26 protein-coding genes and 1 pseudogene are annotated in these 26,045 nt (G+C 73.4%); 9 read left to right on the top strand and 18 right to left on the bottom strand.

Features of this window, described 5'->3' with window-relative positions; all coding sequences use genetic code 11:
- Nucleotides 1–88: 88 nt before the first annotated feature.
- Both DMH08_RS00375 and DMH08_RS42710 read right to left on the bottom strand, forming a co-directional pair.
- On the bottom strand, nt 89–307 hold the full coding sequence (locus tag DMH08_RS00375) for a hypothetical protein (RefSeq protein WP_125610803.1): 219 nt from the start codon (nt 305–307) through the stop codon (nt 89–91).
- 17 nt (nt 308–324) lie between these two features.
- Nucleotides 325–918 (bottom strand): annotated as a pseudogene (locus DMH08_RS42710) (aldehyde dehydrogenase family protein); the annotation flags it as partial.
- Nucleotides 919–943: 25 nt separating this feature from the next.
- Between DMH08_RS42710 and DMH08_RS00365 the strand changes: the two are divergent.
- Nucleotides 944–2,134, top strand: a complete 1,191-nt coding sequence (locus DMH08_RS00365) for a serine hydrolase domain-containing protein (protein ID WP_125610799.1) — start codon at nt 944–946, stop codon at nt 2,132–2,134.
- A gap of 36 nt (nt 2,135–2,170) precedes the next feature.
- Here the strand turns inward: DMH08_RS00365 and leuD are convergent, their stop codons facing one another.
- The 3 genes from leuD to DMH08_RS39905 are packed head-to-tail and all read right to left on the bottom strand — an operon-like array spanning nt 2,171 to nt 4,323.
- Nucleotides 2,171–2,773: a 3-isopropylmalate dehydratase small subunit gene (gene leuD, locus DMH08_RS00360; RefSeq protein WP_026401419.1), complete on the bottom strand. Its 603-nt coding sequence runs from the start codon at nt 2,771–2,773 to the stop codon at nt 2,171–2,173.
- Nucleotides 2,773–4,173 (bottom strand): 3-isopropylmalate dehydratase large subunit, encoded by a 1,401-nt coding sequence (gene leuC, locus DMH08_RS00355; protein ID WP_125610797.1) that lies wholly within the window; start codon nt 4,171–4,173, stop codon nt 2,773–2,775. Before leuC ends, leuD begins: the two co-directional genes overlap by 1 nt.
- A gap of 12 nt (nt 4,174–4,185) precedes the next feature.
- On the bottom strand, nt 4,186–4,323 hold the full coding sequence (locus DMH08_RS39905) for a hypothetical protein (RefSeq protein WP_158642221.1): 138 nt from the start codon (nt 4,321–4,323) through the stop codon (nt 4,186–4,188).
- 90 nt (nt 4,324–4,413) lie between these two features.
- Between DMH08_RS39905 and DMH08_RS00350 the strand changes: the two genes are divergently transcribed.
- Entirely contained in the window at nt 4,414–4,896 is a 483-nt protein-coding gene (locus DMH08_RS00350) for an Lrp/AsnC family transcriptional regulator (RefSeq protein WP_026401421.1), read from the top strand.
- A gap of 8 nt (nt 4,897–4,904) precedes the next feature.
- Here DMH08_RS00350 and DMH08_RS00345 read toward each other — a convergent pair whose 3' ends face one another.
- From DMH08_RS00345 to DMH08_RS00325, 5 genes are all read right to left on the bottom strand, one after another.
- Entirely contained in the window at nt 4,905–6,296 is a 1,392-nt protein-coding gene (locus DMH08_RS00345; protein ID WP_125610795.1) for a GntP family permease, read from the bottom strand.
- Between the two features lie 489 nt (nt 6,297–6,785).
- Nucleotides 6,786–8,342, bottom strand: a complete 1,557-nt coding sequence (locus DMH08_RS00340; protein ID WP_125610793.1) for an FAD-binding oxidoreductase — start codon at nt 8,340–8,342, stop codon at nt 6,786–6,788.
- Nucleotides 8,343–8,491: 149 nt separating this feature from the next.
- Nucleotides 8,492–9,376 carry an alpha/beta fold hydrolase gene (locus DMH08_RS00335; RefSeq protein ID WP_199747531.1) on the bottom strand — a complete coding sequence of 295 codons (885 nt, stop codon included), beginning with the start codon at nt 9,374–9,376 and terminating at the stop codon, nt 8,492–8,494.
- 73 nt (nt 9,377–9,449) lie between these two features.
- Nucleotides 9,450–10,076, bottom strand: coding sequence for a TetR/AcrR family transcriptional regulator (locus DMH08_RS00330; protein WP_125610791.1), 627 nt, complete (start codon nt 10,074–10,076; stop codon nt 9,450–9,452).
- Nucleotides 10,077–10,100: 24 nt separating this feature from the next.
- Entirely contained in the window at nt 10,101–11,333 is a 1,233-nt protein-coding gene (locus DMH08_RS00325) for an acyltransferase family protein (protein WP_125610790.1), read from the bottom strand.
- Nucleotides 11,334–11,577: 244 nt separating this feature from the next.
- Here DMH08_RS00325 and DMH08_RS00320 point away from each other — a divergent pair, with 244 nt between their 5' ends.
- Nucleotides 11,578–12,669: an alpha/beta hydrolase gene (locus tag DMH08_RS00320; RefSeq protein ID WP_125610788.1), complete on the top strand. Its 1,092-nt coding sequence runs from the start codon at nt 11,578–11,580 to the stop codon at nt 12,667–12,669.
- A gap of 37 nt (nt 12,670–12,706) precedes the next feature.
- Here the strand turns inward: DMH08_RS00320 and DMH08_RS00315 are convergent, their stop codons facing one another.
- Nucleotides 12,707–13,516: an RNA ligase family protein gene (locus DMH08_RS00315; protein ID WP_125610786.1), complete on the bottom strand. Its 810-nt coding sequence runs from the start codon at nt 13,514–13,516 to the stop codon at nt 12,707–12,709.
- Nucleotides 13,517–13,654: 138 nt separating this feature from the next.
- On the opposite strand from DMH08_RS00315, the gene DMH08_RS00310 reads away from it, so the two are divergent.
- A complete protein-coding gene (locus DMH08_RS00310) occupies nt 13,655–15,856 on the top strand; it encodes a DUF4132 domain-containing protein (protein WP_158642220.1) in 2,202 nt (733 codons plus the stop codon).
- A 126-nt stretch (nt 15,857–15,982) separates the two neighbouring features.
- Here DMH08_RS00310 and DMH08_RS00305 read toward each other — a convergent pair whose 3' ends face one another.
- The 3 genes from DMH08_RS00305 to DMH08_RS00295 all read right to left on the bottom strand — a co-directional run bounded on the left by DMH08_RS00305 (nt 15,983) and on the right by DMH08_RS00295 (nt 18,597).
- Complete coding sequence (locus DMH08_RS00305) at nt 15,983–16,339, bottom strand: STAS domain-containing protein (RefSeq protein ID WP_125610778.1); 357 nt, start codon at nt 16,337–16,339, stop codon at nt 15,983–15,985.
- 160 nt (nt 16,340–16,499) lie between these two features.
- Entirely contained in the window at nt 16,500–17,732 is a 1,233-nt protein-coding gene (locus DMH08_RS00300) for an acetyl-CoA hydrolase/transferase family protein (RefSeq protein WP_125610776.1), read from the bottom strand.
- Between the two features lie 79 nt (nt 17,733–17,811).
- Nucleotides 17,812–18,597, bottom strand: coding sequence for a phytanoyl-CoA dioxygenase family protein (locus DMH08_RS00295; RefSeq protein WP_026401429.1), 786 nt, complete (start codon nt 18,595–18,597; stop codon nt 17,812–17,814).
- 128 nt (nt 18,598–18,725) lie between these two features.
- Here DMH08_RS00295 and DMH08_RS00290 point away from each other — a divergent pair, with 128 nt between their 5' ends.
- Nucleotides 18,726–19,559 carry a helix-turn-helix transcriptional regulator gene (locus tag DMH08_RS00290; RefSeq protein WP_158642219.1) on the top strand — a complete coding sequence of 278 codons (834 nt, stop codon included), beginning with the start codon at nt 18,726–18,728 and terminating at the stop codon, nt 19,557–19,559.
- 11 nt (nt 19,560–19,570) lie between these two features.
- Here the strand turns inward: DMH08_RS00290 and DMH08_RS00285 are convergent, their stop codons facing one another.
- A complete protein-coding gene (locus tag DMH08_RS00285; RefSeq protein ID WP_125610772.1) occupies nt 19,571–20,431 on the bottom strand; it encodes a LysR family transcriptional regulator in 861 nt (286 codons plus the stop codon).
- 84 nt (nt 20,432–20,515) lie between these two features.
- Here DMH08_RS00285 and DMH08_RS00280 point away from each other — a divergent pair, with 84 nt between their 5' ends.
- Nucleotides 20,516–21,241, top strand: coding sequence for an SDR family oxidoreductase (locus DMH08_RS00280; RefSeq protein ID WP_125610770.1), 726 nt, complete (start codon nt 20,516–20,518; stop codon nt 21,239–21,241).
- 19 nt (nt 21,242–21,260) lie between these two features.
- Here DMH08_RS00280 and DMH08_RS00275 read toward each other — a convergent pair whose 3' ends face one another.
- Both DMH08_RS00275 and DMH08_RS00270 read right to left on the bottom strand, forming a co-directional pair.
- Nucleotides 21,261–22,091, bottom strand: coding sequence for a phosphotransferase enzyme family protein (locus DMH08_RS00275; protein ID WP_125610768.1), 831 nt, complete (start codon nt 22,089–22,091; stop codon nt 21,261–21,263).
- A gap of 102 nt (nt 22,092–22,193) precedes the next feature.
- Complete coding sequence (locus DMH08_RS00270; RefSeq protein ID WP_199747530.1) at nt 22,194–22,625, bottom strand: hypothetical protein; 432 nt, start codon at nt 22,623–22,625, stop codon at nt 22,194–22,196.
- Nucleotides 22,626–22,825: 200 nt separating this feature from the next.
- Between DMH08_RS00270 and DMH08_RS00265 the strand changes: the two genes are divergently transcribed.
- Both DMH08_RS00265 and DMH08_RS00260 read left to right on the top strand, forming a co-directional pair.
- Complete coding sequence (locus DMH08_RS00265) at nt 22,826–23,773, top strand: RNA polymerase sigma-70 factor (RefSeq protein ID WP_125610766.1); 948 nt, start codon at nt 22,826–22,828, stop codon at nt 23,771–23,773.
- A 127-nt stretch (nt 23,774–23,900) separates the two neighbouring features.
- Nucleotides 23,901–24,455, top strand: coding sequence for a dihydrofolate reductase family protein (locus tag DMH08_RS00260; RefSeq protein WP_125610764.1), 555 nt, complete (start codon nt 23,901–23,903; stop codon nt 24,453–24,455).
- 43 nt (nt 24,456–24,498) lie between these two features.
- On the opposite strand, the gene DMH08_RS00255 is transcribed toward DMH08_RS00260, so the two are convergent.
- On the bottom strand, nt 24,499–24,858 hold the full coding sequence (locus DMH08_RS00255; RefSeq protein ID WP_034517008.1) for an ArsR/SmtB family transcription factor: 360 nt from the start codon (nt 24,856–24,858) through the stop codon (nt 24,499–24,501).
- Nucleotides 24,859–24,942: 84 nt separating this feature from the next.
- On the opposite strand from DMH08_RS00255, the gene DMH08_RS00250 reads away from it, so the two are divergent.
- Nucleotides 24,943–26,016 (top strand): cation diffusion facilitator family transporter, encoded by a 1,074-nt coding sequence (locus tag DMH08_RS00250; RefSeq protein ID WP_125610762.1) that lies wholly within the window; start codon nt 24,943–24,945, stop codon nt 26,014–26,016.
- The last annotated feature ends 29 nt before the right edge of the window (nt 26,017–26,045 follow it).

Below are 26,045 nucleotides of genomic sequence, written 5' to 3'. Positions count from 1 at the left end.
TCCGCGGGCGCGCCCCTGCCGCCCGAGGAACGCGGGGACGTCGACCGCATCGCGGCCGCGGCCCGCTCCGCCCTCGGCGACGGCGCCTTCACCGGGGCGTTCGCCGAAGGCCGTGCTTCCTGACCTCGGCCACGCCCCCGGTTCTTTGCACATGCCCGGCCGGATGCACCGTCGCGCGGAGGTCGGCGAATGAGCCGAGCGCGTAGGCGCGGCCGATGCCACTGGCCTTGGCTTCACCGAAGGGGAAGTCCCCCCGCCGGGCGCAGGTGTTGATGTCGCCCTGCGCGGCGGCCAGCCTGGCCGCCACGCGGTGCGCCGCGTCGAGGTCGCGCCGGTCAGCCCGTAGCGCGTGGAGTCGGCGACGGCGACCGCTTCGTCGTCCGAGGACGTCGGAGTGACACAGACGGCCGACCCGAACGCCTCCTCCCGCATGACCGCCGCCTCCGGGCCGCGTCCGTCACGAGGGCGGCGGGGTGGAAGTAGCCGCGGTCGGGGACGTCCGCCGCGGCGTGCACCGTGCCGCCGTCGGCGGGGGCGCTGGCCACCTGCGCGGCGACGCGGTCGCGTTGGACCCCGCTGATCAGCGGGACGGTAGTCGTCGCGGGGACCCGTGGGGCGCCGTGCACGATGCCGTCCAGGGCGGTGCGCGGCCGTCCGACGAGGTCGTCGTGCACCGAGGCGTCGGCGATGAATCGTCCAGCCCGATGGCGGCCGCGCCGGTGACGAGCACGGACTCGCCGGACCGCAGCCGGGCGCGGTCCTCGCCTGCGGGAGTACGACGAGCCGCTCGACTCCGCGAACCTCATCGACACCCGGTCCGCCGAGGCCGCGGCGAGCTGCGACTCCGCCGTGGAATGAGCGGTGCGGCGGTCCGCGGGCACCGGCGTTGACAACGCCGGTGCCCGATGTTTCGATCACGCCACCCCACCGATCGGAGAGAGCGATGCTCAAGCGAGGCGCCTTCGCGGCGGCTTCGGTCGCCGGCCTCGTGACGTCGGCCGTGACGTCGGCTCTGGCGGCGCCGTCCCGCGCCGCCGAGGGCCCGCTGCCGCTGCCGCTCCTTCCGCACGTGCCGTTCTATCCGAGGACGGCGGTTCCGGCCTCCGGCCGCCCCGAGCCGCTCGCCGTGAAGACGAGGCCGCTGAACCCGTCCTACGACTTCCGCGGGCGGACCCGCACCCTGGACGGCTTCCTCGCCCGGTCCTCCACGCTCGGCTACCTGGTCCTGCACGGCGCGACGATCGTCGACGAGCGGTACTTCGCCGGCTTCGACGCCGCCAGCCGCTTCAACTCCTGGTCGGTCGGCAAGTCCATCACCGCCACCGCCGTCGGTGCGGCCGTCGCCGACGGCCGGATCGACTCGGTCCGCGACCCCGTGACCGCGTACATCCCCGAACTGCGCCGCAGCGGCTACGACGGCGTCGCGATCCGCGACATCCTGCAGATGTCCTCCGGGCACGACTACGACGAGACCTGCTACACCAACCCGTTCAAGGGAGCGACCTCCACCACGATCCGGATGGTGCTCGGGGCGTCCCTCACCGGCCAGGCCCGCAGGGCCCGCCGCGGCTTCGAGCCGGGGACCCGCTGGAACTACGACTCCCTGAACACGTTCGTCCTCGGCTGGCTCGTCGCCAAGGCCGCCGGCATGCCGCTGGCCGCCTACGTGCGCGACAAGATCTGGCGGCCCGCGGGCATGGAGACCCCGCTGCTGATGGGCCGCGACTACCGGGGCAACGACATCGCCTACGGCTGCTACCACGCGACCGTCCGCGACTTCGCCCGCTTCGGCCTGCTCTACCTGCGCGACGGCCGCGCCGGCGGCGTCCAGGTCGTCCCGGCGGAGTGGATCGGCGACGCGACCCGGGCCGCCGAGCCCCACCTCCGGCCCGGCGGCCTCAGACCGGACGAGCCCGACAGCGCCGAGAACGCGTACGGCTACGGCTACCAGTGGTGGATCGGCGACCAGGGCGACTACACCGCCATCGGCATCCTGGGCCAGTTCGTCTACGTCTCGCCCGAGCACGACGTCGTCATCGTCAAGACCGGCCAGGACCTCAAGGCCGACATCCACATGGCCGAAGCCCTCCCGGCCTTCCGCGCCGTCGCCGCCGCGGCGGCCGGGCGGACCTGACATCGCCGCGGCCCGCCGGGGCGGGAGGCGGGCCCGTCACGGCCGCCTCCGGCGCGCCGTGGTGGGCAGGGCGGGGCGGCGCCGGGCTTCGTAGGCGGCGATGTCGTCGGTGTGCCGCAGGGTGGTGCCGATGTCGTCGAGTCCGGCGAGGAGGCGGCGGCGGACGTCGGCCGGGACGTCGAAGGGGACGTCGATGCCGTGCGCGCGGACGCGCCGTTCGACGAGGTCCACGGTGACGGGCGCGGCGGGCCGGTTCTCGAGGAGCTCCCAGAGCCGTTCGACGACCGCCATGGGGACGACGACGGGCAGGAGCCCGTTCTGGTGGGCGTTCCCGGTGAAGATGTCGCCGAAGCGGGGCGCGATGACGGCGCGGAACCCGTAGTCGGTGAGCGCGTACACGGCGCCTTCCCGGGAGGAGCCCGTTCCGAAGTCGGGCCCGGCGACGAGGACGGTGGCCTCGGTGTAGGGCGGCCGGTTGAGGACGAAGCCGGGGTCGTCGCGCCAGTCGGCGAAGAGGTCCCGCCCGTAGCCCGACTTGGTCAGCCGGGTGAGGAACCGCACGGGGATGATCTGGTCGGTGTCGACGTCGCTCGCGCGCAGCGGCGCGGCCTGCCCGGTGTGGACGGTGAATCGCTCCATCATCGCTCCAGGTCGGTGGGTGCCGCCAGGCGTCCGGCGACGGCACTGGCCGCCGCCACGGCGGGGGACACGACGTGCGTGCGCGCGCCCTTGCCCTGGCGGCCCTCGAAGTTGCGGTTGCTGGTGGAGGCGGCGCGCTGTCCCGGACGCAGCCGGTCCTCGTTGACGGCGGCGCACAGCGAGCACCCGGACGTGCGCAACCGCACGCCCGCGGCGGCGAAGACGTCGTCGAGGCCCTCGGCGACGGCCTGCTCCCGGACGGTGTCGGAGCCCGGGACGAGGTAGACCTCGACGCCGGGCGCGACGGTGCGGCCGCGCAGCACGTCGGCGGCGGCGCGGAGGTCCTCGATGCGCCCGTTGGTGCAGGATCCGATGAACACGGCGTCGATCTCGACATCGCGCAGCGGCGTGCCGGGCCGCAGCCCCATGTACGCGAGCGCCTTCTCCGCGGCGGCGCGTTCACCGGGGTCGGCGAAGCCCGACGGGTCGGGCACGGCGGAGTCGAGCGGGACGCCCTGCGCCGGGTTCGTGCCCCAGGTGACGAACGGGCTGATCTCGCGTCCGTCGAGCACGACCTCGGTGTCGAAGACGGCGTCGTCGTCGGAGCGCAGGGACCGCCAGTACGTCTCTTCGGTGTCCCGGTCGGCTTCGGCGGGGGCGTGGGGGCGGCCGCGAAGGTAGGCGACGGTGGCGTCGTCCGGTGCGATCATCCCGGCGCGGGAGCCGGCTTCGACGGTCATGTTGCACACGGTCATCCGGGCTTCCATGGACAGCGCCTCGATGGCGGGCCCCTGGTACTCGATGATGTGGCCCTGCCCGCCCGCGGTGCCGATCCGGGCGATGAGCGCGAGGATCAGGTCCTTGCCGGTGACGCCGTCGGCGAGCGTGCCGGTGACGGTGACGCGCATCGTCTTCGGCCGCGCCATGGGCAGGGTCTGGGTGGCGAGGACGTGCTCGACCTGCGAGGTGCCGATGCCGAAGGCCAGTGCGCCGAAGGCGCCCATCGTCGTGGTGTGGGAGTCGCAGCAGACGACGGTCATGCCGGGGTGGACGAGCCCGAGCTCGGGGGCGATGACGTGGGCGATGCCCCGCTCGGGGTCGCCGCGGCGGTACACCTCGACGCCGAACTCGGCGCAGTTCTCCGCGAGCAGGGCGGCCTGCCGCCGCATCGCGGGCTCCTCGATGCGCCCGAACAGGTTCCGCGTCGGGACCAGGTGGTCCTCGGTGCCGAGGGTGAGGTCGGGTCTGCGGACCGTCCGCCCGGCGGCGCGCAGCCCGTCGAACGCGATCGGGGTGTTGACTTCGTGGAGCAGGTGCAGGTCGACGTAGAGCAGGTCCTGCTCACCGTCGGTCCGGACGACGTGGGCGTCCCAGACCTTCTCGGCCAGCGTTCGTCCCAACGGGGTTTCCTTTCAGGCGGTATCGGCGACGGAGCGGGAGCGGCGCACGGGAACGGCGAGGCCGGCGGCCTCGGCGATCACCGTGCGGACGTCGTAAGGGTGCTGTTCCGTCCACAGCTGAGCACTTGGCTCAGAAACCGTGGCCTTCAAGCGGCCAATGGTGCTTAACTGAGCCGGTTGCCCGGCCGGAGGCGGTGCGAATGCGCGACCGGCCGCACGACCCGAGAGCGAGGAGACCGCATGGCACCCACCTTCGAGCCGCTGGACATGGCCGTGCTCCGGCTGATCGCGGAAGAGCCCCGCGCCGGGGTCCGCGAGTACGCGCGCCGGCTCGGCGTGGCGCGCGCGACCGTCCAGGCGCGGGTGGACAAGCTGCAGCGCCTCGGCGTCCTGATCAGCTGGCGGCCCCAGTTCGATCCGGCGGCGATGGGCTACGGGGGCCTGGCCTACGTGCGGCTGCAGCTCGCCCAGGGCATGCTGGAGGAGACCTTGGAGGGGCTCAGCCGGATCCCCGAGGTCATCGAGGCCAACGCGGTCGCGGGCGACGCCGACCTGCTGTGCCGGGTGGTCGCGAAGGACAACGCGGGGCTGGAGGAGGTCCTTCACCGGATCATCGCGGTGGACGGGGTGGAGCGGACCTCCACCGAGGTCGTCCTCAGCCGCCGCCTGATGCCGCGGATCTCGCCGCTGATCCAGAAGATGCACGACGAGCTCCGCCGCTGAGCGCGCGCTCATCCCAGCACCATCGACAGCGGGATGATCACCGCGATCGCGACGACCGAGGCCACCGACACCCCGCCCGAGAAGGTCTTCAGCGTGCCGCGCGTGGAGAGGCCGGTGAGGGACTGCAGCAGCCAGAACGTGTTGCTGGTGACGTGGATCGCGAACAGCGAGCCGGCGCCGGCGGCCAGCGCGATCCACACCGGGTCGAGGCCGATCACGGGGGCGAGCGGCGCGAGGATGCCCGCCGCGGTCATCGCGGAGATGGACACGGAGCCGACGGCCACGTGGAGGATCGCCGCGATGACCCAGACCATCAGCAGGGGCGCGGCGGTGTTCGCGGAGAAGTGCTGGCCGAGGATGTCGCCGAGGCCGATGTTCTTGATCGTCAGTGCCAGCGAGCCGCCGACCCCGTTGAGCACGAGGATCTGCCCGCTGTCGCGGAAGCCGTCCCGCAGCGCCTCGTCCACCGCCGGCCGTCCGACCGCGCGCCGCGTGACGAGGATGGTGCCGATGAGCCCCAGGAAGAGGGCGACCACCGGGTCGCACACGAAGGCGAGGGGCGCGAAACGCACCTCGGCGATGTCCAGCATCGCACCGGTCGCGATCAGTCCGAGGGCCGCCAGGATCGGTGCGAACAGCAGGAGGAGCCGGGTCTGCCCGACCGCCTCCGCGGTCGCCGTCGCGACGGTGCGGGCGCCCGCGGCCCCGGTGCCCGCGGCGTCGGACGCGCCGGCGTCGCCGGTCGGGGCCGCGTCGGGCAACTCGTCCTTCTCCTCGTCCCACCAGCCGCGGCGGAAGACGAACTGCATGACGGCGACGGAGATGACGGTGGTGGGGACGGCGACGAGCAGGCCGAGCAGCAGCATGGTGCCCAGCGGCACGCCGAGGACGCCCGCCAGGGCCAGGGTCGCGATGCCCGGCACGACCATGACGACGCCGACCTCCATGCCGATCGCCATCGCGGTGATCATCCGGGCCGTCCCGTTCCTGCCGATCCGCAGGCCCAGCCCGCGCGCGAGCGGCGCGACGATCACGACGAGCACGTCGAGGAAGATCGACTGCAGCACGGTCGCCACGCTGATCGACAGCGCGTAGGGCATCCGTTTCGGGCCGACGCGGCGCAGCAGCGCCTCGACGAGCCGCTCGATCGCGCCCGATCTCCGCAGGAGCGACCCCGCGAGGACACCGAAGACGACGAGGAAGCCGATCTCCGCCATGAGGTCGCCGAAGCCCACGGTGACGGCCTCGATGGTGCCGTCGACGCCGAGCCCCGCGGTCAGGCCGAGGTAGGAGGCGCCGAGCAGCAGCGCGATGACGGGGTCGACACGGAATCGGATGATCAGCAGGACCGTCGCGACGATCGCGAAGGCGGTGTTGAGCAGGGTCAGGGAGTCGGACATGAAGGCACATCCCGGGGGTGGCGCTCGAGCGAGCGGTCGGGTGTCGCTGTCGGTGGGGTGGACCGGTTGGCGCAGAAACGTAGCCTTCGACGCCCAATGTGTAAATACTTGCGTTATTGCTTGTACCAATGGCCTATGAGAAACGCCGTCAAGGTGACCATGAGATGCCATTGGTCCAGTGTGGGCCGGTCGTTCGCGCGGCTATGGCACCATGGCGCCATGACGAAGCCCCACCGAAAGGGCGATGCCGCGTAAGCGGCCGGGCGCCCTGCGTGCCGCATCGGAACACGCCCCCCGCCCGATCGTCGAGCCGGGCGACATGTCTCGGATCGACCGGTTGTCCCTGGTGGCGTCTCCGCGCCTACCAGCGCTCCTGAACATCGGCCGGACGCGTCGCCGTGGGACACGATGCGGCGGCGGCCGCCTCGCGACGTGGCGCCGCTACGGGCCCGCGAACCTGTAGCGGCCGGGGGCGCGACGGAGCTTCGCTCAGGAAGGGCGGACGGAGAGGGCGTGGCGGAACACGCCTCGCGGGTCCCAGCGGCGCTTGACCTGCTGCAGCCGGGCGTAGCCGTCCTTGTAGTAGAGGTCGTGCCACGGGACGCCCGAGCCGTTCCACCTCGGGTCGGCCAGGTCGCCGTCGGGGTAGTTGATGAACGCGCCGTCGGCCGGGACGCCGCCGCTGTCGGCGTAGACGTCGCGGTAGAGCTCGCGGAGCCACGCCAGGTGCCGGGCCTCCTCGGCCGCGTCCTCCCAGCCGGCGATGAAACCGACCTTGAAGATCGAGTCGCGGTGGGCGGTCGCGGTCGCGCCGGGCCGCACGGTGTTGACCCGGCCGCCGTAGGTGTTCACGAAGACGCTCCCGCCCGGTCGGTCGTAGTCGGACCTGGTCAGGTGCCGGTGGAGGACGGCGGCCTGCCGGTCGGTGAAGCGCCGCCGCAGATAGCCCGACTTGATCTTGGTGCTGTAGAAGGGGCCCGGCGCGTCGTCCAGACCGTGGATCGCGGCGGTCAGCCACGGAAGCGTGGACGCCCGGCGCGTCGGCCGTACGTCGACGCCGCCTCCGAGCGCGGCGGTCAGGCCGTCCAGCAGCCGCTCGGCGCCGCCGTCGGCGGCGACCTGGCCGCTCAGGGCGAGGTGCCCGGCGGACCTGGTGCTCAGCAGGAACTCGCCGTACAGCGCGCACGCGGCCGACCCGGGCGCCGAGTTGCGCTCGCCCCACTCGCCGTAATTGCGCAGCAGGCGGACGAACGTCTCCCGGTCGAGTCGCTCCCACGGCCAGGACAGGGTGAAGTCCAGGACCGTGGCAGGAGGGGCCGGCAGCGGGCCGCCGCCCGGCGACCGGAACCAGTAGCGGGTGACGATCCCGAAGTTCCCTCCGCCGCCTCCGGTATGGGCCCACCACAGGTCCCGGTTGGGGTCCGACCGCTCCCTGCTGGCGACCACCCTTCTGGCTCTGCCCGACCGTCCGACGACGACGACCTCCACCGCGTACAGGTGATCGACCGACAGGCCGTGAAGGCGGCACAGGGGACCGTAACCGCCGCCGCTGACATGGCCGCCGACCCCCACCGAGGCCGCCGTTCCGGCCGGGACGGTCACGCCCCACCCCACGTACAGCCTCCGGTACATCTCGCCCAATGTGGCGCCCGCCTCCACCTCGAAGGCCCTGCGGCGCCGGTCATAGCGGACGGCCGCCATCTCGGAGAGGTCGACGACCACCCGGACGTCCGGGTCGTCCACGAAGTTCTCGAAGCAGTGGCCTCCGCCGCGCACGGCGAGCCTCCGGCCGGTGCGCACCGCGTCGTCCACCGCGCGGACGACGTCCTCGGCGGAGTGCACCACGTGGATCTCCTCCGGCCGCCCCTCGAACCGCCTGTTGTAGCCCCGGCGCGCCAGCGAGAGATAGCGCGGATCACCCGGTTTCACGCTGACCGGCCCCCGGACCGACGCCTCCCCGGGCGGCGAGGCCGCTTGCACCAGGGGGATCGATGCGGCGGTCACCGCACCGCCCCGCAGGATCGTCCGTCTCGTGTGTCCGGCCACAGGCGGCCTCCTTGATGGGAGGGAATGTCCAGTCGCACGCTAGGAACGAGTGAGCCGAACGGTCGCCACACCGCCGAGCCAACCGGCGGCTCCCCCATGAGTCTCACGAGCCGTCGGTGCAACGGCCGGGACGGTCCCTCGGCGGCCGCTCAGCCGTCGGACGGGGACAGGAAACCGATGATGCGCCTGTTGGTCTCCGCGGCCTCGTGCCACGGCATCGCGTGATGCGACAGGCCGGGCAGGATCTCGGCCGACGCGTGCGGCAGGACGCGCGTCACGGCGGACGCGACGCGCTGGGAATCATGGGTCCTGCTGCGCTCGGCCAGGAGTACCAAGGTCGGGGTGGTGAGGGTGCGCAACCGTTCGGGCTTGGGGCGTCTGCCGGTGACGACCTTCGTCTCGGGGAACTCGGCGGCGAGCCCGTACAGGCGGGAGAACGCGGGATCGGGTTCCACTCCGCCGGTCTCCCAGGTCATGAAGGCACGTGTGCGCGCGGCGGTCGGCCGGATGAGGGACGGCAGCGCGCGCAGCAGGTATCCGGCCCGGAACCCGGCGAAGCATTGCGTCGGGTCGAGGAGGACGAGCCGGCGAACCCGATGGGGCGCGTGAAGGGTGTAGTGCAGCGCCGCCCAGGCGCCATAGGAGTGTCCGCACACGGCGGCGTCGCCTGCGCCGAGCCCGTCGAGGACCCCGTCCAGCCAGTCGAGAAGGTCCGGGACGGTGCGGGGCGCGCGTTTCCCACGGGTGCTCCGCCCCGGCTCGCCGATGCGGTCCACGGCGTACACCCGGTGGTGGCGCGCGAGTTCGGCGACGTTGGCGTACCACACCGCCGCGGTGGTGCCCCCGCCGTGCAGGAGCACCAGCGGCGGTGCGTCCGCGGGTCCGCACCCGTACACCCGGGTCGTGCCGTACACCGACGGAAGATCGATGGCCTCTTTCCGGACCGGCCAGCTCTCCAGGACGGTGTCGTAGGCGGCGAAGAAGGCCGCCTTCGCGTCGTGGCTGCCGTCGACCATGACCCGCCCCCGCACCATCACTCGGCAAGAGATCTCGCGAGAAAGATACCTCGCCGAGCGCACCGGCGCCGGGGACGCCGACGGGGGCGGCTCAGTGCCGGTCGAACAGCCCGCGCCGGAGGAGCCGCTGGTTGGCGTCGCTGCGTTCGCTCAAGGTGGCGGGGGCGAACGGGTCGCCGCCGAGAACGGTCTCCAGCGCGGGTTCCAGGAGCAGCGGGCCGAGGATGAGGAACAGGACCTGGTACGGCGCCCAGCGCCGTTCCTCGGCGGGCACCGCATCGGGCTCCGCCATGAGCCGGTTCACCTCGCGCTCGGCGCCTTGCACCAGCTGCCCCAGGAGCGCGGCCGCCCGCTGGTCACCGTCGACGAGCACCCGGCGGATGTAGCGGCGCCGCTCCTGGTCGGCGCCGAACACCAGAGCCGCCGCCCGCCCGGCCTCGGCGAGGGTCCCGCTCTCGATGCCCTCTTCGCCGGCCGAGGCGAAGGCCCGCTCGAAGCTCCCGAGCACGTCCTCGTCGACCGCGTCGCGCAGCCCCTCCTTGGAGGTGAAGTGGTAGCGCAGCAGCGCGTGCGACACGCCCGCCTCAGTCGCGATCCGGCGGGTCGTGGTCGCTCGGAAGCCTTGCTCGGCGAACAGCCGGCGGCCCGCGGCGATGAGGGCCTCCCGGGCCTGCCCCCGGTCCGGCTTGGACGGCGGCTCGGACGGTTCCTGTGACATGTCGGCGACATTAGCCGGAGTCCGTCACAGGATGGCCCGGACACCGGGTGTGCGCCGCAGGAGCAGCGCGGCCGCCACGCTGAGCACGAAGCCGAGTGCCGCCACCAGGAGGAATCGTCCGCTCGCGCCCAGCGGAACGTCCCGCACCAGGTATTGCAGGCCGACGACGATCGGCAGGTGGATGAGGTAGATCGCGAACGTCGCGTCGGCGGCCGAGCGCTGCAGCTTGCCGGTGCCGGGCACACGGTCGCGGAAGAACACCAGCATGCCGAGGGTGTAGCCGACGCACAGCACGGTCTCGTACGCGGCCCACGCGAACTGCCCGGAGTCGGCGCCGCTCAACGCGAAGAATCCGGTCAGGTCGCTCCGGAAAGCGACGTAGCCGACGCTCAGGACGACCGCTGCCGCGAACCAGCCATAGGCCACCCGGGCCGGGAAGGTCTGCAACCAGCCGCGCCGGTAGGCCAGGACGCCCGCGACCACGAAGGGGACGTGCTGGGCGAGGTCGGCCGGCTCGGTCTGGATGATCTCGGCGACCGGCACCCACTCGTCGACGGGGTACCGGATGCGCAGCACCCCCGTGCCGACGGCGACCACCGCGGCGAAGCCCGCCACGGCGAGCCCGGTCACGCGCTCCGGAGCGGCCCGGGTACCGGGCGGCACCGCCATGCCGCGCCGGGAGCGCACCCGATCGGCGACCGCCCGCCAGGCCAGGTAGACCAGCGAGTAGACGAGCAGGTGCTGGATGAACCACAGGTGGCCGAACTGGCGGTCCGGCCAGATCGGACCGCTCCAATCGGCCGGCTCCCGGCCCTCGCCGAGGTAGATGTTCCAGTAGTAGTCGCCGAACCCGATGGGGCCGTAGTCCCGGAACTCCAGGTAGTAGGCGTACATCAGAACCGGGATCACCAGGAAGAACCCGACGAGGATCGGCCCGCCGAGCTTCTTCAGCCGCGGCCCGACATAGGACCGCTCGCGCCGCCGGTCGACCGCCGCCGGCAGGAAGTAGGCGGCGATCAGGAAGAACAGGCTCATCTTGAACGGTGCGTTCAGCACCGCGAAGTCCTCGATCCACTGCGCTTTGGGCTGTCCCTCGACGTACCACCAGTCCACCGGGCCGTACGGCTGCGCGGCGTGATGCAGGATCACCAGCGCCGACAGCGCGATCCGGATCGAGTCGATGTAGTGCAGCCGCCCGGTCCGCCGGGGCGCGTCCTCCGGAGGCGCCTCCGGCGCCGAGACCTTTCCTGTCCACATGGACAGGAAGGTAGTCACCGAACGCCCTTCCTGTCCAATTGGACAGGAAGGGGAGAGGTGAGGGCTTCCGGGCTGTGGACGTCGTCGATCCAGATGGCGGGGCGTTGCCCGACGAACCGGGCGAGCGCCGGAGGCCGCACCGCTACCGGAGCGCTAGCCGGGTTTCTGGTTCCCGGGCGGGAGGCCGACCACGTCGGCGGGTCCCTAACTTGGCGGAGGTCGAAGCCGGATGCGAGGAGGCATGATGTCCCGGAGGACGGTCCACTGGAAGCGCCGCGCGGCGGTGGTCGTGGTGGCGGTGGTGGCTGTCTCGGCCACCGCGGGCGCGTCACCGGCGGCCGGTGACCGGCGGGCCCCGGCGGGCCCCGCCGGAACCGCCGGAGCGGCGGGCGGCGCGGTCGTCGTCGGCGAGAAGCGGATCGGCCCGCGGGTCGTCGACCTGACCGTCCGGTCGCCCGCGCTGGGCGGCACCGGCCGGGTCCGGCTGCTGACCCCGGACGGGTGGGACGGCCGCCGCCCCGGCGACCGCTGGCCGGTGCTGTACCTGCTGGCCGGAGGGGACGGCGACTACGGCACCTTCACTCGCGAGTACCGCCTCCAGGACGTTCCCGAGCTGCGCGACACCCTCGTCGTGATGCCGGAGATGCCGTTCTTCGGCTTCTACAGCGACTGGTGGAACGGCGGCGGGGGCGGGGCGCCCGGAGTGCAGACCTTCCACCTGGACGAGGTGCGGCCGCTGCTCGAGCGCGACTACGGCGCCGGCGCGCGCCGCGCCGTCGCGGGGGAGTCCCAGGGCGGCTACGGGGCGGTCAAGTACGCGGCGCTGCGCCCCGGGATGTTCCGCGCCGCGGCGAGCTACAGCGGGTTCCTCAACCCGCTCAAGTACCCCGAGGCGGTCATCGGCGGGGCGGAGTTCGTCGGCATCGACTGGCGCAGGATCTGGGGCGACCCGGTCGAGCAGCGCCGCATCTGGGAGCGGAACGACCCCTACCACCTGGCCGAGCGGCTGCGGGGCACGCCCGTCTACATCGCGAGCGGCGACGGCACCCGCGGTGAGCTGGACCAGGACGCCGAACCCGATCCGGTGATCCCCGGCCTGCAGGACCTCGCCGTCCTGTTCCCGACGGAGGTCGTCTCGCTGACCGAGGCGGTCATGGGCGACGAGTCCCGCGCGGTGGCGTACCGCCTCCGCGAGGTCGGGGCCCCGGTCACCGCGCACTTCTACCGGGGCACCCACGACCCGCGGTACTGGAAGCGCGAACTGCTCGCCTCCCTGCCGATGCTGCTCGAGCGGCTCGGCGGGCCGCACCGGCCGGACGGGGACGCCCGGCCCTGAGCAGCGGGGCCGTCCGGGGCGAACCGCGTCGGAGCGGTCACCGGCGCGGGAAGTCCTTCCGTTTGATCTTGGCGCGGCGGCCGTCGGGGTGGTGGAAGACGATGCCCTCGGCGAGATGCCCGGGCGCGAACCGGCTCTCCAGCTCGGTGAGGAAGTCCCGCAGCTCCCCGTAGCTGCGCGGCACCTCCTCGTAGGTCGGCACGTGCAGGTCGAACGGGACGCACCGGTGCTCTTCGAGGTTCAGCGGGTTGCCCTGGATGCGGGGGCCGAGCGCCTCGCAGGAGTGCTCGCCGTCCGGCCACCCGGAGACGTCGGTGTTGCGGGCCGCCTCCAGCGTCCACTTGTCCTCGGGGGCGTCTTCCGCGGTGTCGACGTACCAGCCGTCCACGATGCCCTGCTGCTTCTGCGCCTTGCTCGGATTGCGCCGCTTCTCCACCCGGACGATCCGGCCCGCGCGCACCGTGAGCCGGACGTTGGTGCCGTCCAGCTTCTCGGTCCCCACCCCGTAGCCGTCGAAGACCCACGCGCATTCGGGCCGGGGGCTGTCGACCACCCGGAAGCGGTCATCGCGTTCGAAGAGCGTGGGGATCTTCTCCATCACTTGCCTTCCCTTCCGGACCTGGCCGAGCAGTTCCTTATGAGTGATGGCTCCGCCGGCCAGACCGCCGGCCAGGGCCCGGATCAGGTCGGCGACCGGCACCCCGGCGTCGACGGCGACGTGCTTCAGCGCCCTCTTCTCCTCGGGGGACACCCAGGCGACCAGCCGGGACCAGCCCTCGGGGGGCGTCCATCGCGCCAGGCTGTTCGGGTCCTTCCGCGGACGTCCACGACCTCTGGCCGTACTCATGGGAGGACGGTAAGGCCGATCATCATCTTGTGTCAATTGGCATAACAGAAATTCGACTCCGTCTCGGCCCGTCGGCCGGCGCCGATGCGGGACGCGTTCGCGTGGAACCGGCGGAGAGCGGGGTCCGTCTGTTCGATCATGAATTTCCCGAACCTCCCCGAAGCCGCCGACTCCCTGCCCCGCGTGCTCGTCGCGCCCGCCTGGACCCGCGCGTCCGAGATCTCCGCACCCGTCACCGTCCCGGGCCTGACGGCCCCCGACGAGGTCGCGATCCACTGGCCGGACGGCGCGCACGCGGCCTGGGCCGAGGCCGACATCAAGGAGTGGGCCGGTTTGTACGGTGTCAAGCCGGACTGGGACGACATCTGGCTTCCGGGCGACTGGCGCACCAGCGGGATCGTCCTTCCCCTGGTGTTCGCGCAGGCTCCCCTGGAGGTGGCGGAGCCGCTGCTCGCCCGGTGGGAGACCACCGACACGCACCGGGTCGGCAACGCGATCAAGCGGACGGTGGCCCGGTTCGGGACGCGGGTCCACCCGCACCTGCTGCCGGGCGCCCGGGGCAACGCCCGCTCCTACGGCGAGTTCCTCCTGCCGTTCCTCAGCGCCGAGGTCGCCGCGCTCATGGCGGACTGGTTCGTCCGGACCAAGTCAATGCGCAAGGTCGCGGCCACATGGCTGGAATGGCACGGCACGGGCGCCGCGCGGCTGCTGGTGCCCGCCGCGCTCGGCGCGGCGGGCCCGGCCCGGCAGGCGGCCGAGGCCGCGCTGCGGCACGTCGCCGCCGTCCACGGCGCGGAGGCGGTGCTGGCCGCCGCTCGCGAGTACGGCGACCGGGCCGCCGCCGCGCTGGAGGGGTTCGTGGCCACCGACCCCCTCGACGTGGTCCCGCCGACCGTGCCCGAGACGCCCGACTGGCTCGACGCCGCCGCGCTCCCGCCCGTCCTGCTGCGCGACCGGAGCGCCCGCCTGCCGGACGGCTCGGTCGCGCATGTGCTCACGATCCTGGCCCTGTCGCCGCTCGACGCGCCGTACCCGGGGCTGCGGGTCGTCCGCGAGACCTGCGATCCGGCGTCGCTGGCCGCGTTCTCCCGGGCGGTGTTCCAGGCGTGGCTGGCGAACGGGATGCCGGCGCGGACGAACTGGGCGTTCGTCCAGCTCGGCCTGCTCGGCGACGACGACGCCGCGCGCGACCTCACCCCGCTCCTGCGCAAGTGGCCGGGCGAGGGCGGGCACGCCCGCGCCGTCATCGGCCTGGACGTGCTCGCCGCCATCGGCACCGACACCGCGCTGACCTGCCTCAACCAGATCGCGCAGCGGGTCCGGTACAAGGGGCTGAAGGCGCAGGCCCGGGAGCGGATCGACCGGATCGCCGAGCAGCGCGGGCTCACCGCCGACCAGCTGGCCGACCGGCTCGTTCCCACGCTCGACCTGGACGAGGACGGCGCCCTCACCCTCGACTACGGGCCCCGCGCGTTCGCGATCGTCTTCGACGAGACGCTCAAGCCGCAGGTCACCGACCAGGCGGGCAAGCTCCGCAAGTCCCTCCCCAAGCCGGGAGCGAAGGACGATCCCGAGCTCGCGCCCGCCGCCTACCAGCGGTTCTCGCGGTTGAGGAAGGACGCCCGCACCGTCGCGTCCGACCTGGTCCACCGGCTCGAACGCGCCATGGTCGACCGGCGCCGGTGGAGCGCGGACGAGTTCACCGACCAGTTCGTCCGGCATCCGCTGACGCGGCACCTCGCCCGCCGGCTGGTCTGGCTCGCCGTCACCGACGGGGACGCGCGCACGTTCCGGCTCGCCGAGGACCGCACCCTCGCGGACGCCGCCGACGACGCGTTCGTCCTGCCCGGCGGCGCCCGGATCGGCATCGCGCACCCCCTCGACCTGGGCGGCGAGGCCGCGGTCTGGAGCCAGGTCTTCGCCGACTACGAGATCCTGCAGCCGTTCCCGCAGCTCGCCCGGGACGTCCACCGCCTCACCGACGCGGAGGCGAAGGGCTTCCGGCTCGAGCGGTTCGAGGGCCTGACCGTCCCGACGCGGGTGATCCTCGGCCTGACGAACCGGGGGTGGGAGCGCGGCGACCCGCAGGACGCGGGCATCGAGCACGCCTTCCTGCGCCCCCTGCCCGGCGACCGGTACGCGCTGCTCCACCTCGACCCCGGCTTCGTCGCGGCCGAGACGCACGCGTTCGACGAGCACACGCTCGTGCACGTCTTCGTATCGGACGACCGGTTCGGGTCGGTGTTCGGAGGCGAAGCCCGGCTCGGCGACCTCGACGAGGTCACGGCGTCCGAGCTGCTCCGCGACCTGGCCGTCCTGCGGGACGCCGCCGAGTCCTGAGACGACGCCCGCACCGGAGCGGTTTCCGCGCACAGCCGGAAGGAGGGCACGGGCGAGCAGACGTCCCGCTCGCCTCACCATGTCGGCGAGGGCGCCGTCATCGCTTCGCGGATCGGTATCGGCGTCTCAGGCGGCCGGTGCGGCGCGCAGGAACCGGGAGTCGAGCCCGGTGATGCGCAGAAGCCGGGCCACGCCCGGACGGGGCCGGGTCACGGTGACGGTGCCGCCGCATGTTTCGGCCAGCGCCCCGGCCATTTGGAGGGCCGCCAGCCCGGCCGAGTCGCAGAAGCCCAGTCCGGACGCGTCGATCACCACGTTCGGCCGGCGCGTGGTGATCACCTCGGCCAGGGCCGCGGCGAAGTGCCGGGCGGTGGCCAGGTCGAGGTGCCCGGTCACGCGCATCAGCGTCGACGCGGACGAGACGGCCTCCACGGTGGCGGCCACTTCGTGGCGCGTCTCCTCGGCCGCTCGGTTCGGTCGCATGTATCAGTCCTTAGTCGTCGGCATCGCGGGTGACCGCGTTCGGTACGCGGACGACCGCGTCGTCGTCACTCTTCGAGCCTCGCAGCTCCCGCCGGAGGAGGTCAGGGACAAAGGTCCCCACCGGGCCGTCCGATCGGCCTCCGGTCGACGGGTCCCCCGGTCAGCGGAGCGGGAAGCCGAGGAGGCGGCCCTCGCGGCGCAGCTCGTCGCGGGCGTCGGGGTGGGCGACGTTGTCGACGATCTGCTGCGCCTGGGCCGCGGCGTCGTTGCCCCAGACGGTGGCGGTGCCCTGCTCGCTGACGATGTAGCTGTGCTGGAAGGACGTGACCGGCCCGGACAGCCGCGGGACGACGGTGGAGACGTCGGCGCGGGGATGCCAGGACGGCAGGGCGATGACGGCGCGGCCGCCGGGGGAGTGCAGCGCGCCGACCACGAAGTCGGTCTGGCCACCGAATCCGGAGTAGACGGCGCCCCGCACCCGGCCCGCGTTGGCCTGGGCGAACAGGTCGACCTGGAGGGCGGAGTTCACGGAGACCAGCCGGGGCCGCCGGGCGATGAGCCCGGGGTCGTTGGTCTTCTCCGTGCGCAGCATCCGGATGCGCTCGTTGCGGTCGGCCCAGTCGTAGAGCTCCTGCCCGCCGAACGCGAACGAGGCCGTGATCGGCGCGGCGGGGTCGAGGGCGCCGGCCCGCTCCAGGTCGAGGACCCCGTCGCTGAACATCTCCGACCAGATCGCGAGCCCGCGCCGCCGGTGGAGCGCCGCGAGGACGGCGTCGGGAACGCCGCCGATGCCCAGCTGGAGCGTGGCGTGCTCGGGGACGAGCGCGGCCACCCGGGCGCCGATCTCCAGGGAGGCGTCGCCGGGCGGGCGCGGCGCGGGCGCGGCGAGCGGCTCGTCGCACTCGATCGCGAAGTCGATCTCGTCCAGCGGCATCACCGCGTCGCCGTAGGTGTACGGCATCCGGGCGTTGACCTGGGCGACGACCAGGCCGCCGCGGGCCCGCACGGCCTCGATCGCGGCGGGCAGGACGTTCACCTCGATGCCCAGCGAGACCGTCCCGTCCACCGGCCCGAACGTCTGGACGAGCACGACGTCGGGCGGCAGGGCGCCCTTGAGCAGGTTCGGCACGAGCGAGAGCCGGGAGGGGAAGTAGCGGAGGCCGGGGCGCCCGCGCATCCCGGCGCCCACGAACGGCGTCTCCAGGACCACGCCGTCGCGGTCGGGGACGCCCGGCTGGGCGTTGAGCATGAACAGCCGGTACTCCGCGAGGGCCGCGTCGACCGCGGCCAGCGCCCGCCACGGCGTCGCGAAGTTGCCGCTGGCCACCACGCGCGGGACGCCGGGCACCCCGCCCAGCACGGCGGCGAGATCGTCCTCCGAGACCACCCGCATCCCGGCCCCCTCCGAGTCGTCCCTCCGATCATCGCACCGCCGGCGGCCCGGAGAGATCCGGGTGCCGGCGTGCGGCCGGTCAGGGCCGGTGGTCCGCGAAGCGCGGGAAGTGCTCGTCGGGCAGCGGGTCTCCCGCGCTCAGGCCGAGCGGGTCGGTGACGGGGTGCGCGGGTCCGGCCGCGAGGGTCAGGTCGGCGTCCGCGTAGATGACGACGTGGGCGATGCGGGGATCGTCGGTGAGGTTGGGCGTGGCGCTGTGCGCGAGCCGGGAGTCGTGGAAGGTGCAGTCGCCCGCCCGCAGCGGGACGGTGACGCGGCGCTCCCACGCCAGCTCGGGCGCGACGGCGAACATGTCGGCGCGGTCGGACAGATCTTGCGGCCGGAGCCCGTCCAGGCGCTGCGAACCGGGGATGAACGTCATGCAGCCGCGCTCGACCGGGACGTCCACCAGCGCCACCCAGGCCGAGAGCGCGTGGCGGGAACCGGCGTGGGGCCAGTACGGCTGGTCCTGGTGGAACTCGGTGGCGGCTCCGTTGTGCGGGTCCTTGATCAGGAGCTGGTCGTGCCACAACCGCAGCGGGACCCCAGCCAGCCGGGTCGCGACGGCCGCCAGATCCGGGTGCAGGGTGAGCTCGCGCAGTGTCGCGTCCTGACGCCACAGCTGGAGCAGCTGCGTGAAGATCTTCCCCTCGTGGTTGTCGCGGACGGTGTGCCGCACCGCCAGCGCGGCCTCGGCGAACCTGTCGGCGTCGGCCCGGGAGAGCACCCCGGGCAGGTGGACGAAACCATCACGGCGGTAAGCGGAGACGGCCTCCTCGGAAAGGTTCTCCGGCGTCGTTCGGGGACGTGCGGTTCCAGCGTTCATGCTCGTCTTCCTCGCCTCGTAGAGGATTCTCTTGCGGCAACGATCGCCTTCGGACCGCCGGCCCGGCTAGCACACGAGCCAGGCACCTGTAGCACAATCTTGACGAGAACCTCGTGAAGGGAGCTTCCGTGCACCGCGTACGGCGAGCGGAGGTCTTCCCGCCGGACGGGCCGCCCATCATCGCCGAGCGGTACGAGCTGAGCAGCGGGACCTCCGCCCACAGCCACGACTTCATCGAGCTGGCCGTGGTGACCGGCGGAACCGCGACGCATCTCTCGTCCGCCGGCGAGCGGGAGTTGGACCGCGGCTCGGTGACGATGCTGCGGCCGGGGGACTGGCACGGCTACCGGGACTGCCGCAGGCTGACCGTCCACAACCTGTACGTCGGGCCCGAGGTGTTCCGGCGGGAACTGGCCTGGCTGCGCGCCGACCCGCGGCTCGGCCCGGCCCTGCACGGCGCCGGGCACGCGCTCCGGCTCGACCCCGCCATGCTGAACGCCGTCGAGGCGGCCCTGGCGGCGATCAGCGACCGGCCCCCGCCGACGACCGATCACGCCGTGCGGGTGGGAGCGCTGCTCTGCCTGCTGGGCGGCATGGCGCCGTCCCTTCCCGCCGCCCCCGCCAGGCGGGCGCATCCGGCGGTGCCGGCCGCGGCGCGGCTGCTGGAGGACGACGTCCAGCACGCCTGGACCCTGGACGAACTGGCGAGCGCGGTGAACGTGTCGCCGCCCTACCTGGCCCGCCTGTTCACCGCGCACCTGGGCGTCCCGCCCATGACCTTCCTGGGCAGGCTGCGCGCCGAACGCGCCGCGGCGCTGCTCATCGAGACAGACCTGCCCGTCGCGGCGATCGGGAGGCTGGTGGGCTGGCACGACCCGAACTACGCCAGCCGCCGTTTCCGGCGCTTCTTCGCCCTCGGCCCGGCCGCCTACCGGACCCGCTTCCGCCCCGGCGAGCACTGACCGGTGTGCCCCTACGGCTCTCCGCGGAGGCCGGCCGCCGAGCGGACGAGTGACGCGACCGCCCGGGAGCGGCTGCTCGGCGGCCACGCGATCACCGTGGTGACCCGCGGCGCGTCGACGACCGGCACCGCGACGTGTTCGGGCCACTGCCAGGCCCGACTGGAGGCGGGGATGACGAGCAGCGTCCTGCCGAGCGCGACGAGCTGGGCGAGCTGCGACTGCGTGCGCACCTCCGGTCCGGGCCCGTCCGGGTAGGTCCCGTCGAGCCGGGGCCAGCGGGCGATCGGCAGGCCCGGGACGTTCTGGACGTCCGCCAGCGCGAGCCGTTCGCGGGCCGCGAGCGGGTGCGCCGCAGGGAGGATCGCGACCTGGCCTTCGACGCAGAGGTCCTCGGTGTCGAACCCGGCGAGGTCGTCGTACGGGCGGTGCATGAGCGCCGCGTCGGCCCGCCCGTCCCGCAGCAGCCCCGCCTGCTCGCCGACCTCGCAGAGCAGGACCTCGACCGGCGCCGCGCCGGGGTCGGCGGCGACCGCGTCGAGGAGCCGTTGCAGCAGCGCGTGGGACGCCCCCGCCTTCGTCGCCAGCACCAGCGGCCGGCTCGGGTCCGCGGCCCGCCGCGTCCGGCGTGCGGCGGCGCCGACCGCGTCGAGCACCGCCCTCGCCTCGCGGAGCAGCACCTCGCCGGCGTCGGTGAGCGCCGCTCCCCGGCGGTTCCGGTCGAAGAGCCGGACGCCGAGCCGCTGCTCCAGCCGACGGATCGCGCGGGAGAGCGGCGGCTGCGCGATCCCGAGCCGGTCGGCGGCGCGTCCGAAGTGCAGCTCCTCGGCGACGGCGACGAAGTAGCGGAGTTCGCGGGTCTCGAGATCGTGCACGGACCGAGCCTACCCGCCTGATACCCGGCGGGTATCACAGCCCACCGAATCGATCTTGGACGGCGGCCGGGCGGCCCGCCGAGGATGGCTCGTGTGAACGACACCAGGACCGCGCTGGTCACCGGCGCGAACAAGGGAATCGGCTTCGCCATCGCGCGCGGCCTCGGAGCGGTCGGCTTCACGGTGGCGGTGGGCGCCCGCGACGGCGCCCGGCGCGCGGAGGCCGTCGAGCGCCTGCGCGCCGACGGCGTCGACGCGTTCGGGGTCGAGCTGGACGTCACGTCCGACGGCAGCGCGGCCGCCGCGGCGGCGGCCGTCGAGCGGACGGCGGGACGGCTCGACGTGCTCGTCAACAACGCGGGCATCGCCGGCCGCACGGACGGCGGCGCGCAGGACCCGACGACGCTCGACCTCGACGTCGTCCGCACCGTCCTCGACACCAACGTGTTCGGGGTCGTCCGGGTGACGAACGCGATGCTCCCGCTGCTCGCCCGCTCCGACTCGCCGCGCATCGTCAACATGTCGAGCAACATGGGTTCGCTGACGCTGCGGACCGGTCCGGTCATGGCCGCGTACGCGCCGTCGAAGTCGATGCTCAACAGCATCACGGCCCAGTACGCCCGCCGGTTCGCCGGCACGCGCATCATCGTGAACGCCGCCTGCCCCGGCTACGTGGCGACCGACTTCACCGGCTTCGACGCGCCCAGGACGCCCGAGCAGGGCGCGGCGATCGCGATCCGCCTCGCCACCCTGCCGGACGACGGACCGCGCGGCGGGTTCTTCGACGACGACGGCCCCGTCCCCTGGTGATCCACGACGGGCGGCCCGTTCATCCAGGTCCCGGCAGCAGCCGGGCCGTGATCGCGGGTCCTTCCCGGGCGAGCCACGCTTCGGCCCGCGGCATCCGGTCCTTGACGCCTCGGTGCCAGAAGCGCCGGAACACCGGGTCGGCCTCGGCGGCCGCACGGCTGGTCAGGTGGAAGCGGTGCACCATGCGCCCGGCCAGCGGGACCAGGTCGCGACGCTGCCGCTCCGACATCCCGTAGGCGTCGGCGAACACGGCCACGCGGCGGGGGATGTCCGCGTCCGTGAGGCCCGGGGGCCGGTCCTCGGGGTGCAGCAGCGGTGCCCACCAGTAGAGCGCGTTGGCGATGTCATAGACCCGGGTGGTCGGCCGGGCGAGGTCGAAGTCGATGAGAGCCGCGGGGAGCCCGTCGCGGAACACCACGTTGCCGGGGCAGTAGTCGCGGTGGCCGACCAGTTCGGCGCCGGCGTCGACGAGCGGGATGTGCCGCGTCCCGGGCAGCGTCGCCCAGACGGCGTCCTCGGGCGGCGCCCAGCCCTGCGCGGCGTCGTGCAGCCGCCGGACGAGACGGGCCAGCGCGGCCAGGACGCGCTCGCCCGTCGCCCAGGGCGGGAGCGGCTCTCGCGGGACGTCGCCCGGCACGAAGGACAGCACCTCGCGCCCCTGCTCGTCGATTCCCAGCGGCTCGGGGGCGTCCGAGAACCCGGCCCTGTGAAGGTGCGAGAGGTAGGCGTGGATCGTCCCGGTGAAGGGCCTCACCGGACGGCGGACGGTGTCGGCGACGCGGACGATGCCGGGCGTCACCCCGTCCCCGTCGAGAGGCTCCTCGGCCGGGACTCCGTGTTCACCTTGCATGCCGTTCCTCAGGGCTTCCGGGTAGCGCCGGGCGGAGCGTTCCTCACCGAGAGTATTGGCCCCGGTTGATCGCGGACACACGCCCGGCGGGCCCGCTCCCGATCAGGGGCGGGTGTCGAGCCATTCCTGGGAGGTGGGGCCGGCGAGCGCGGCGTGCGGGCCGGGCAGGAACCCGCCCTCGGCCGCCGTCTCGGCATCGGGCATGCCGGAGCCGTCGACGGCGACGACCTCGATTCCGCGGCGGGCGCCGAGGAGCCGGGCCGCCCCGGCCAGGGTCTCCGTGCGGGGGCCGGCGACCTCGGCGATCGGTGCCCCCGGGGCGGGTGCGTCGGGGGCGGACGCCAGGTCGACCAGCGCCTCGGCCACGGTGCGGCAGGCGACGAGCTGAGTGGGCAGGTCGGGGATGTAGGCGGTATCGCCCTCCCGCCACTCCAGGAGCCGACCGACGAACTCGTGGAACTGCGCGGCCCGCAGGATGCGGACGGGGAGCGGGCCGTCGAGGAGGAATTCCTCGTGCGCTCTCTTGGCGGCCACGAAACCGGCGGTGGCCTTGTCGGCACCATGTCTGCTCCCTTTCGGAGGTGCTGCCCGACGGGCACGAGACGTCGGCGCCCCGGCACCCGTAACGGCCGGGACAAGTGACCTACGCCACCCGGCCACGGGTGTGACAAAACGGCGGGGACCGGCGTCCAGTGGGTGGATCAGGGCTTGGAACCAGCAGGCGGGAGCCGGGTATGAGTGAACGCAGCGGACGAACCACGGGCACGGCCGAGCCGCTCGATCGTCCCGACCGGGCGGCGTCGATGGACTCCGCCACCGACGTGTTCGTCGCCCACCGCAACCTGCTGTTCACCGTCGCGTACGAGATGCTCGGGTCGGCCGCCGACGCCGAGGACGTCCTGCAGGAGACGTGGCTGCGCTGGGTGGACGTCGACCTGGCCGCCGTGCGGGAGCGGCGCGCCTACCTGGTGCGGATCGTCACCCGGCTGGCCCTGGACCGCCTGCGGGCGCTCGCCCGGCGCAAGGAGTCCTACGTCGGCCCCTGGTTGCCCGAGCCGCTGCTGACCGCGTCGGACGTGGCCGAGGACGTCGTGCTCGCCGACAGCGTGTCGATGGCGATGCTGCTGGTGCTGGAAACCCTCGCGCCGACCGAACGGGCGGTGTTCGTGCTCCGCGAGGTGTTCGGCGTGGACTACGGCGAGATCGCCGAAGCCGTCGGCAAGAGCCCGGCCGCGGTCCGCCAGCTCGCTTACCGGGCGCGGGCGCACGTCGCCGCGCGGCGGCCCCGCGGCCCGGTCTCCCCGGCCGAGACCCGGGCGGCGCTCCGGGCGTTCCAGCGGGCGGTCGAAACCGGCGACCTGCGGCGCCTGCTCGACATCCTCGCGCCGGACGTCGTCGCGCTGAGCGACGGCGGCGGCATCAAGCACGCGCTGCTGCGGCCCGTCGTGGGCGCGGACAACGTGGCCCGCCTCCTGGCCGCCGGCTGGTGGAAGCGCGACGCCGCAAGGTCGGTCGAACCGGTGCAGGTCAACGGAGGGCCGGGCCTGCTGGTGCGGGTCGACGGGGAGATCGACGGCGTGGTGGCGGTCCGGGTCGACAGCGGATACGTCACCGGCGCCTACCACGTGCGCAACCCCGAGAAGCTGTCGCATGTGCGGCAGGAGAACGCCCTGAGCCGCTGACCGGCGTGGTCACGGGTGCGGTCGGGGGATCGGCCCGGTCCCACATTCTGTCGCTCGGCCCGCGATGAATTCCGGTGCCGCGTCGGGTCTCGACTCCGGGCGACCCCTAGGACCGGAGGAGGAGTTCGTGGGCAAGGTCATCTACTGGATGAACACCTCGATCGACGGCTACATCGAGGACCGCGACGGCGGGATGGACTTCCTGGAGCCGTCCGAGGACTTCCAGGAGGCGGCGAACGACAATGTCCGCCGCATCTCGGCGTTCCTGTTCGGGCGGCGGCTGTTCGAGGCCATGGAGAAGCCCTGGACGCAGGACCTCGGCAAGGAGGGCGCCCCGGCCGTCGAGCGGGAGTTCGCCCGGCTCTACAAGGAGACGCCGCGGTACGTCTTCTCCGACACCCTCCGGACCGTCCCCGACGGGGTCACGCTCGTCCGCCGCGCGGACGCCGTGTCCGAGGTGGCGCGCCTCAAGCGGGAGATCGACGGCACGCTCCAGCTCGGCGGCGCCGAACTGGCCGCGTCGCTGCTGGACCTGGTCGACGAGTTCTGGGTGTACGCCCTGCCGGTGATCGTCGGGGGCGGCAAGCCGTATCTGCCCGTGGAGAAGAAACTGCGGCTGCGCCTGGTCGAGCACCGTTCGTTCGCATCGGGAATCATGTACCGGCGCTACGCACGGCCCTGACCGGCGGGGACGGGAGCGCCGCCGGGGCGGCGTTCACGCGTGCTCACTCGTGTGCGGGCCTGTCGGTGAGGCGGTGGTCGGCCACGCTGAGCGCTTCGTCGACCAGCCGGCGCAGGTGGCCGTCGCGGAGGGCGTAGACGACCCGGCGGCCTTCCTTGCGGGTGGTGACCAGGCCGGCCAGCCGCAGGCGGGCCAGGTGCTGGCTGACGGCGGGACGCGCGGCGCCGCAGACCTCGGTCAGCGTGGACACGTCGGCCTCGCCGGCGGCCAGGCGGTGCAGCAGGACGAGGCGCGTGCGGTCGCCGAGGAGGGCCAGCAGCTCGGCGGCGAGGGCGAACTGCTCCTCGCCCGGTTTGTGCAGGTGCGGCTCGGATGCAGGTGATAGATGCATGCGTGCGCTCATATGCACATAATGAGGTGAGGGGAGGCCCGTGTCCACCCGGCGCCTCGCCGCGGTCGTGCGTCGTCCCTCCTTGGAGGCATGCAGATGAGCGAGCATCACGAGCACCGGCGTCCGCACGCACACGAGGCGCACCCGCACGGCGTCCGCGCGCACCGGCACGACCGCGGTGCGGGCGGACGTCCCGCCCGGTGGCGGCATCGGAGGGCGCCGCACTCCCATGACTCGTCCGACAAGGTCGACACGGCGCTGGAGTCGTCGGCGCGGGGCATCCGCGCTCTGTGGATCTCGCTGGCCGTGCTGGGCGTGACGGCGGTCGCGCAGGCGGGGATCGTCGCGGTGTCCGGTTCGGTCGCGCTGCTGGGCGACACCGTGCACAACGCCGCGGACGCCCTGACCGCCGTGCCGCTCGGCGTGGCGTTCGTCCTCGGGCGGCGCGCGGCGTCCCGCGGGTTCACCTACGGGTACGGACGCGCGGAGGACCTGGCGGGCATCGTCATCGTGCTGACGATCGCCGCCTCCGCCGCGTTCGCCGGGTGGACGGCCGTGGACCGCCTGCTCGACCCCCGCGACGTCGACCACGTCGGCGCCGTGGCCGCGGCCGCCGTCGTCGGGTTCCTCGGCAACGAGTGGGTGGCCCGCTACCGGATCCGCGTCGGCCGCCGGATCGGGTCGGCGGCCCTGGTCGCCGACGGGCTGCACGCCCGGACCGACGGGTTCACCTCGCTGGCCGTGCTGCTCGGCGCCGCCGGCGCCGCCCTCGGCTGGCGGTACGCCGACCCGGTCGTCGGCCTGCTGATCACCGCGGCGATCCTGCTGGTGCTGCGGGACGCCGCGGGCGAGGTGTTCCGCCGGATCATGGACGCCGTCGACCCCGCCCTCCTCGACCGCGCCGAGGAGTCGCTGCGGCGGGTGCGGGGCGTGCGGGAGGTCGGCGAGCTGCGCATGCGGTGGATCGGCCACCGGCTGCGGGCCGAGGTCGCCGTCGTCGTCGACGCAGACCTCACCGTCCGGCAGGCCCACGACATCGCCGTCGACGCCGAACACGCCCTGCTGCACGCCGTCCCCAAGCTGTCCGCGGCTCTCGTGCACGCCGACCCGGCCCCGGCGGCGGACGGCCCCGACCCGCACCTCGCGCTGGCGCACCACATGACGGCGTGACCGCCCGGTCGTCCGGCCCGCCGGCGCCC

Origin of the sequence: Actinomadura sp. WAC 06369, assembly GCF_003947565.1 — a bacterium.
GTDB classification, from domain to species: domain Bacteria; phylum Actinomycetota; class Actinomycetes; order Streptosporangiales; family Streptosporangiaceae; genus Spirillospora; species Spirillospora rifamycini.
Note: the sequence above shows the minus strand (reverse complement) of the source record. Positions and strands in the feature narration are given on the sequence as shown.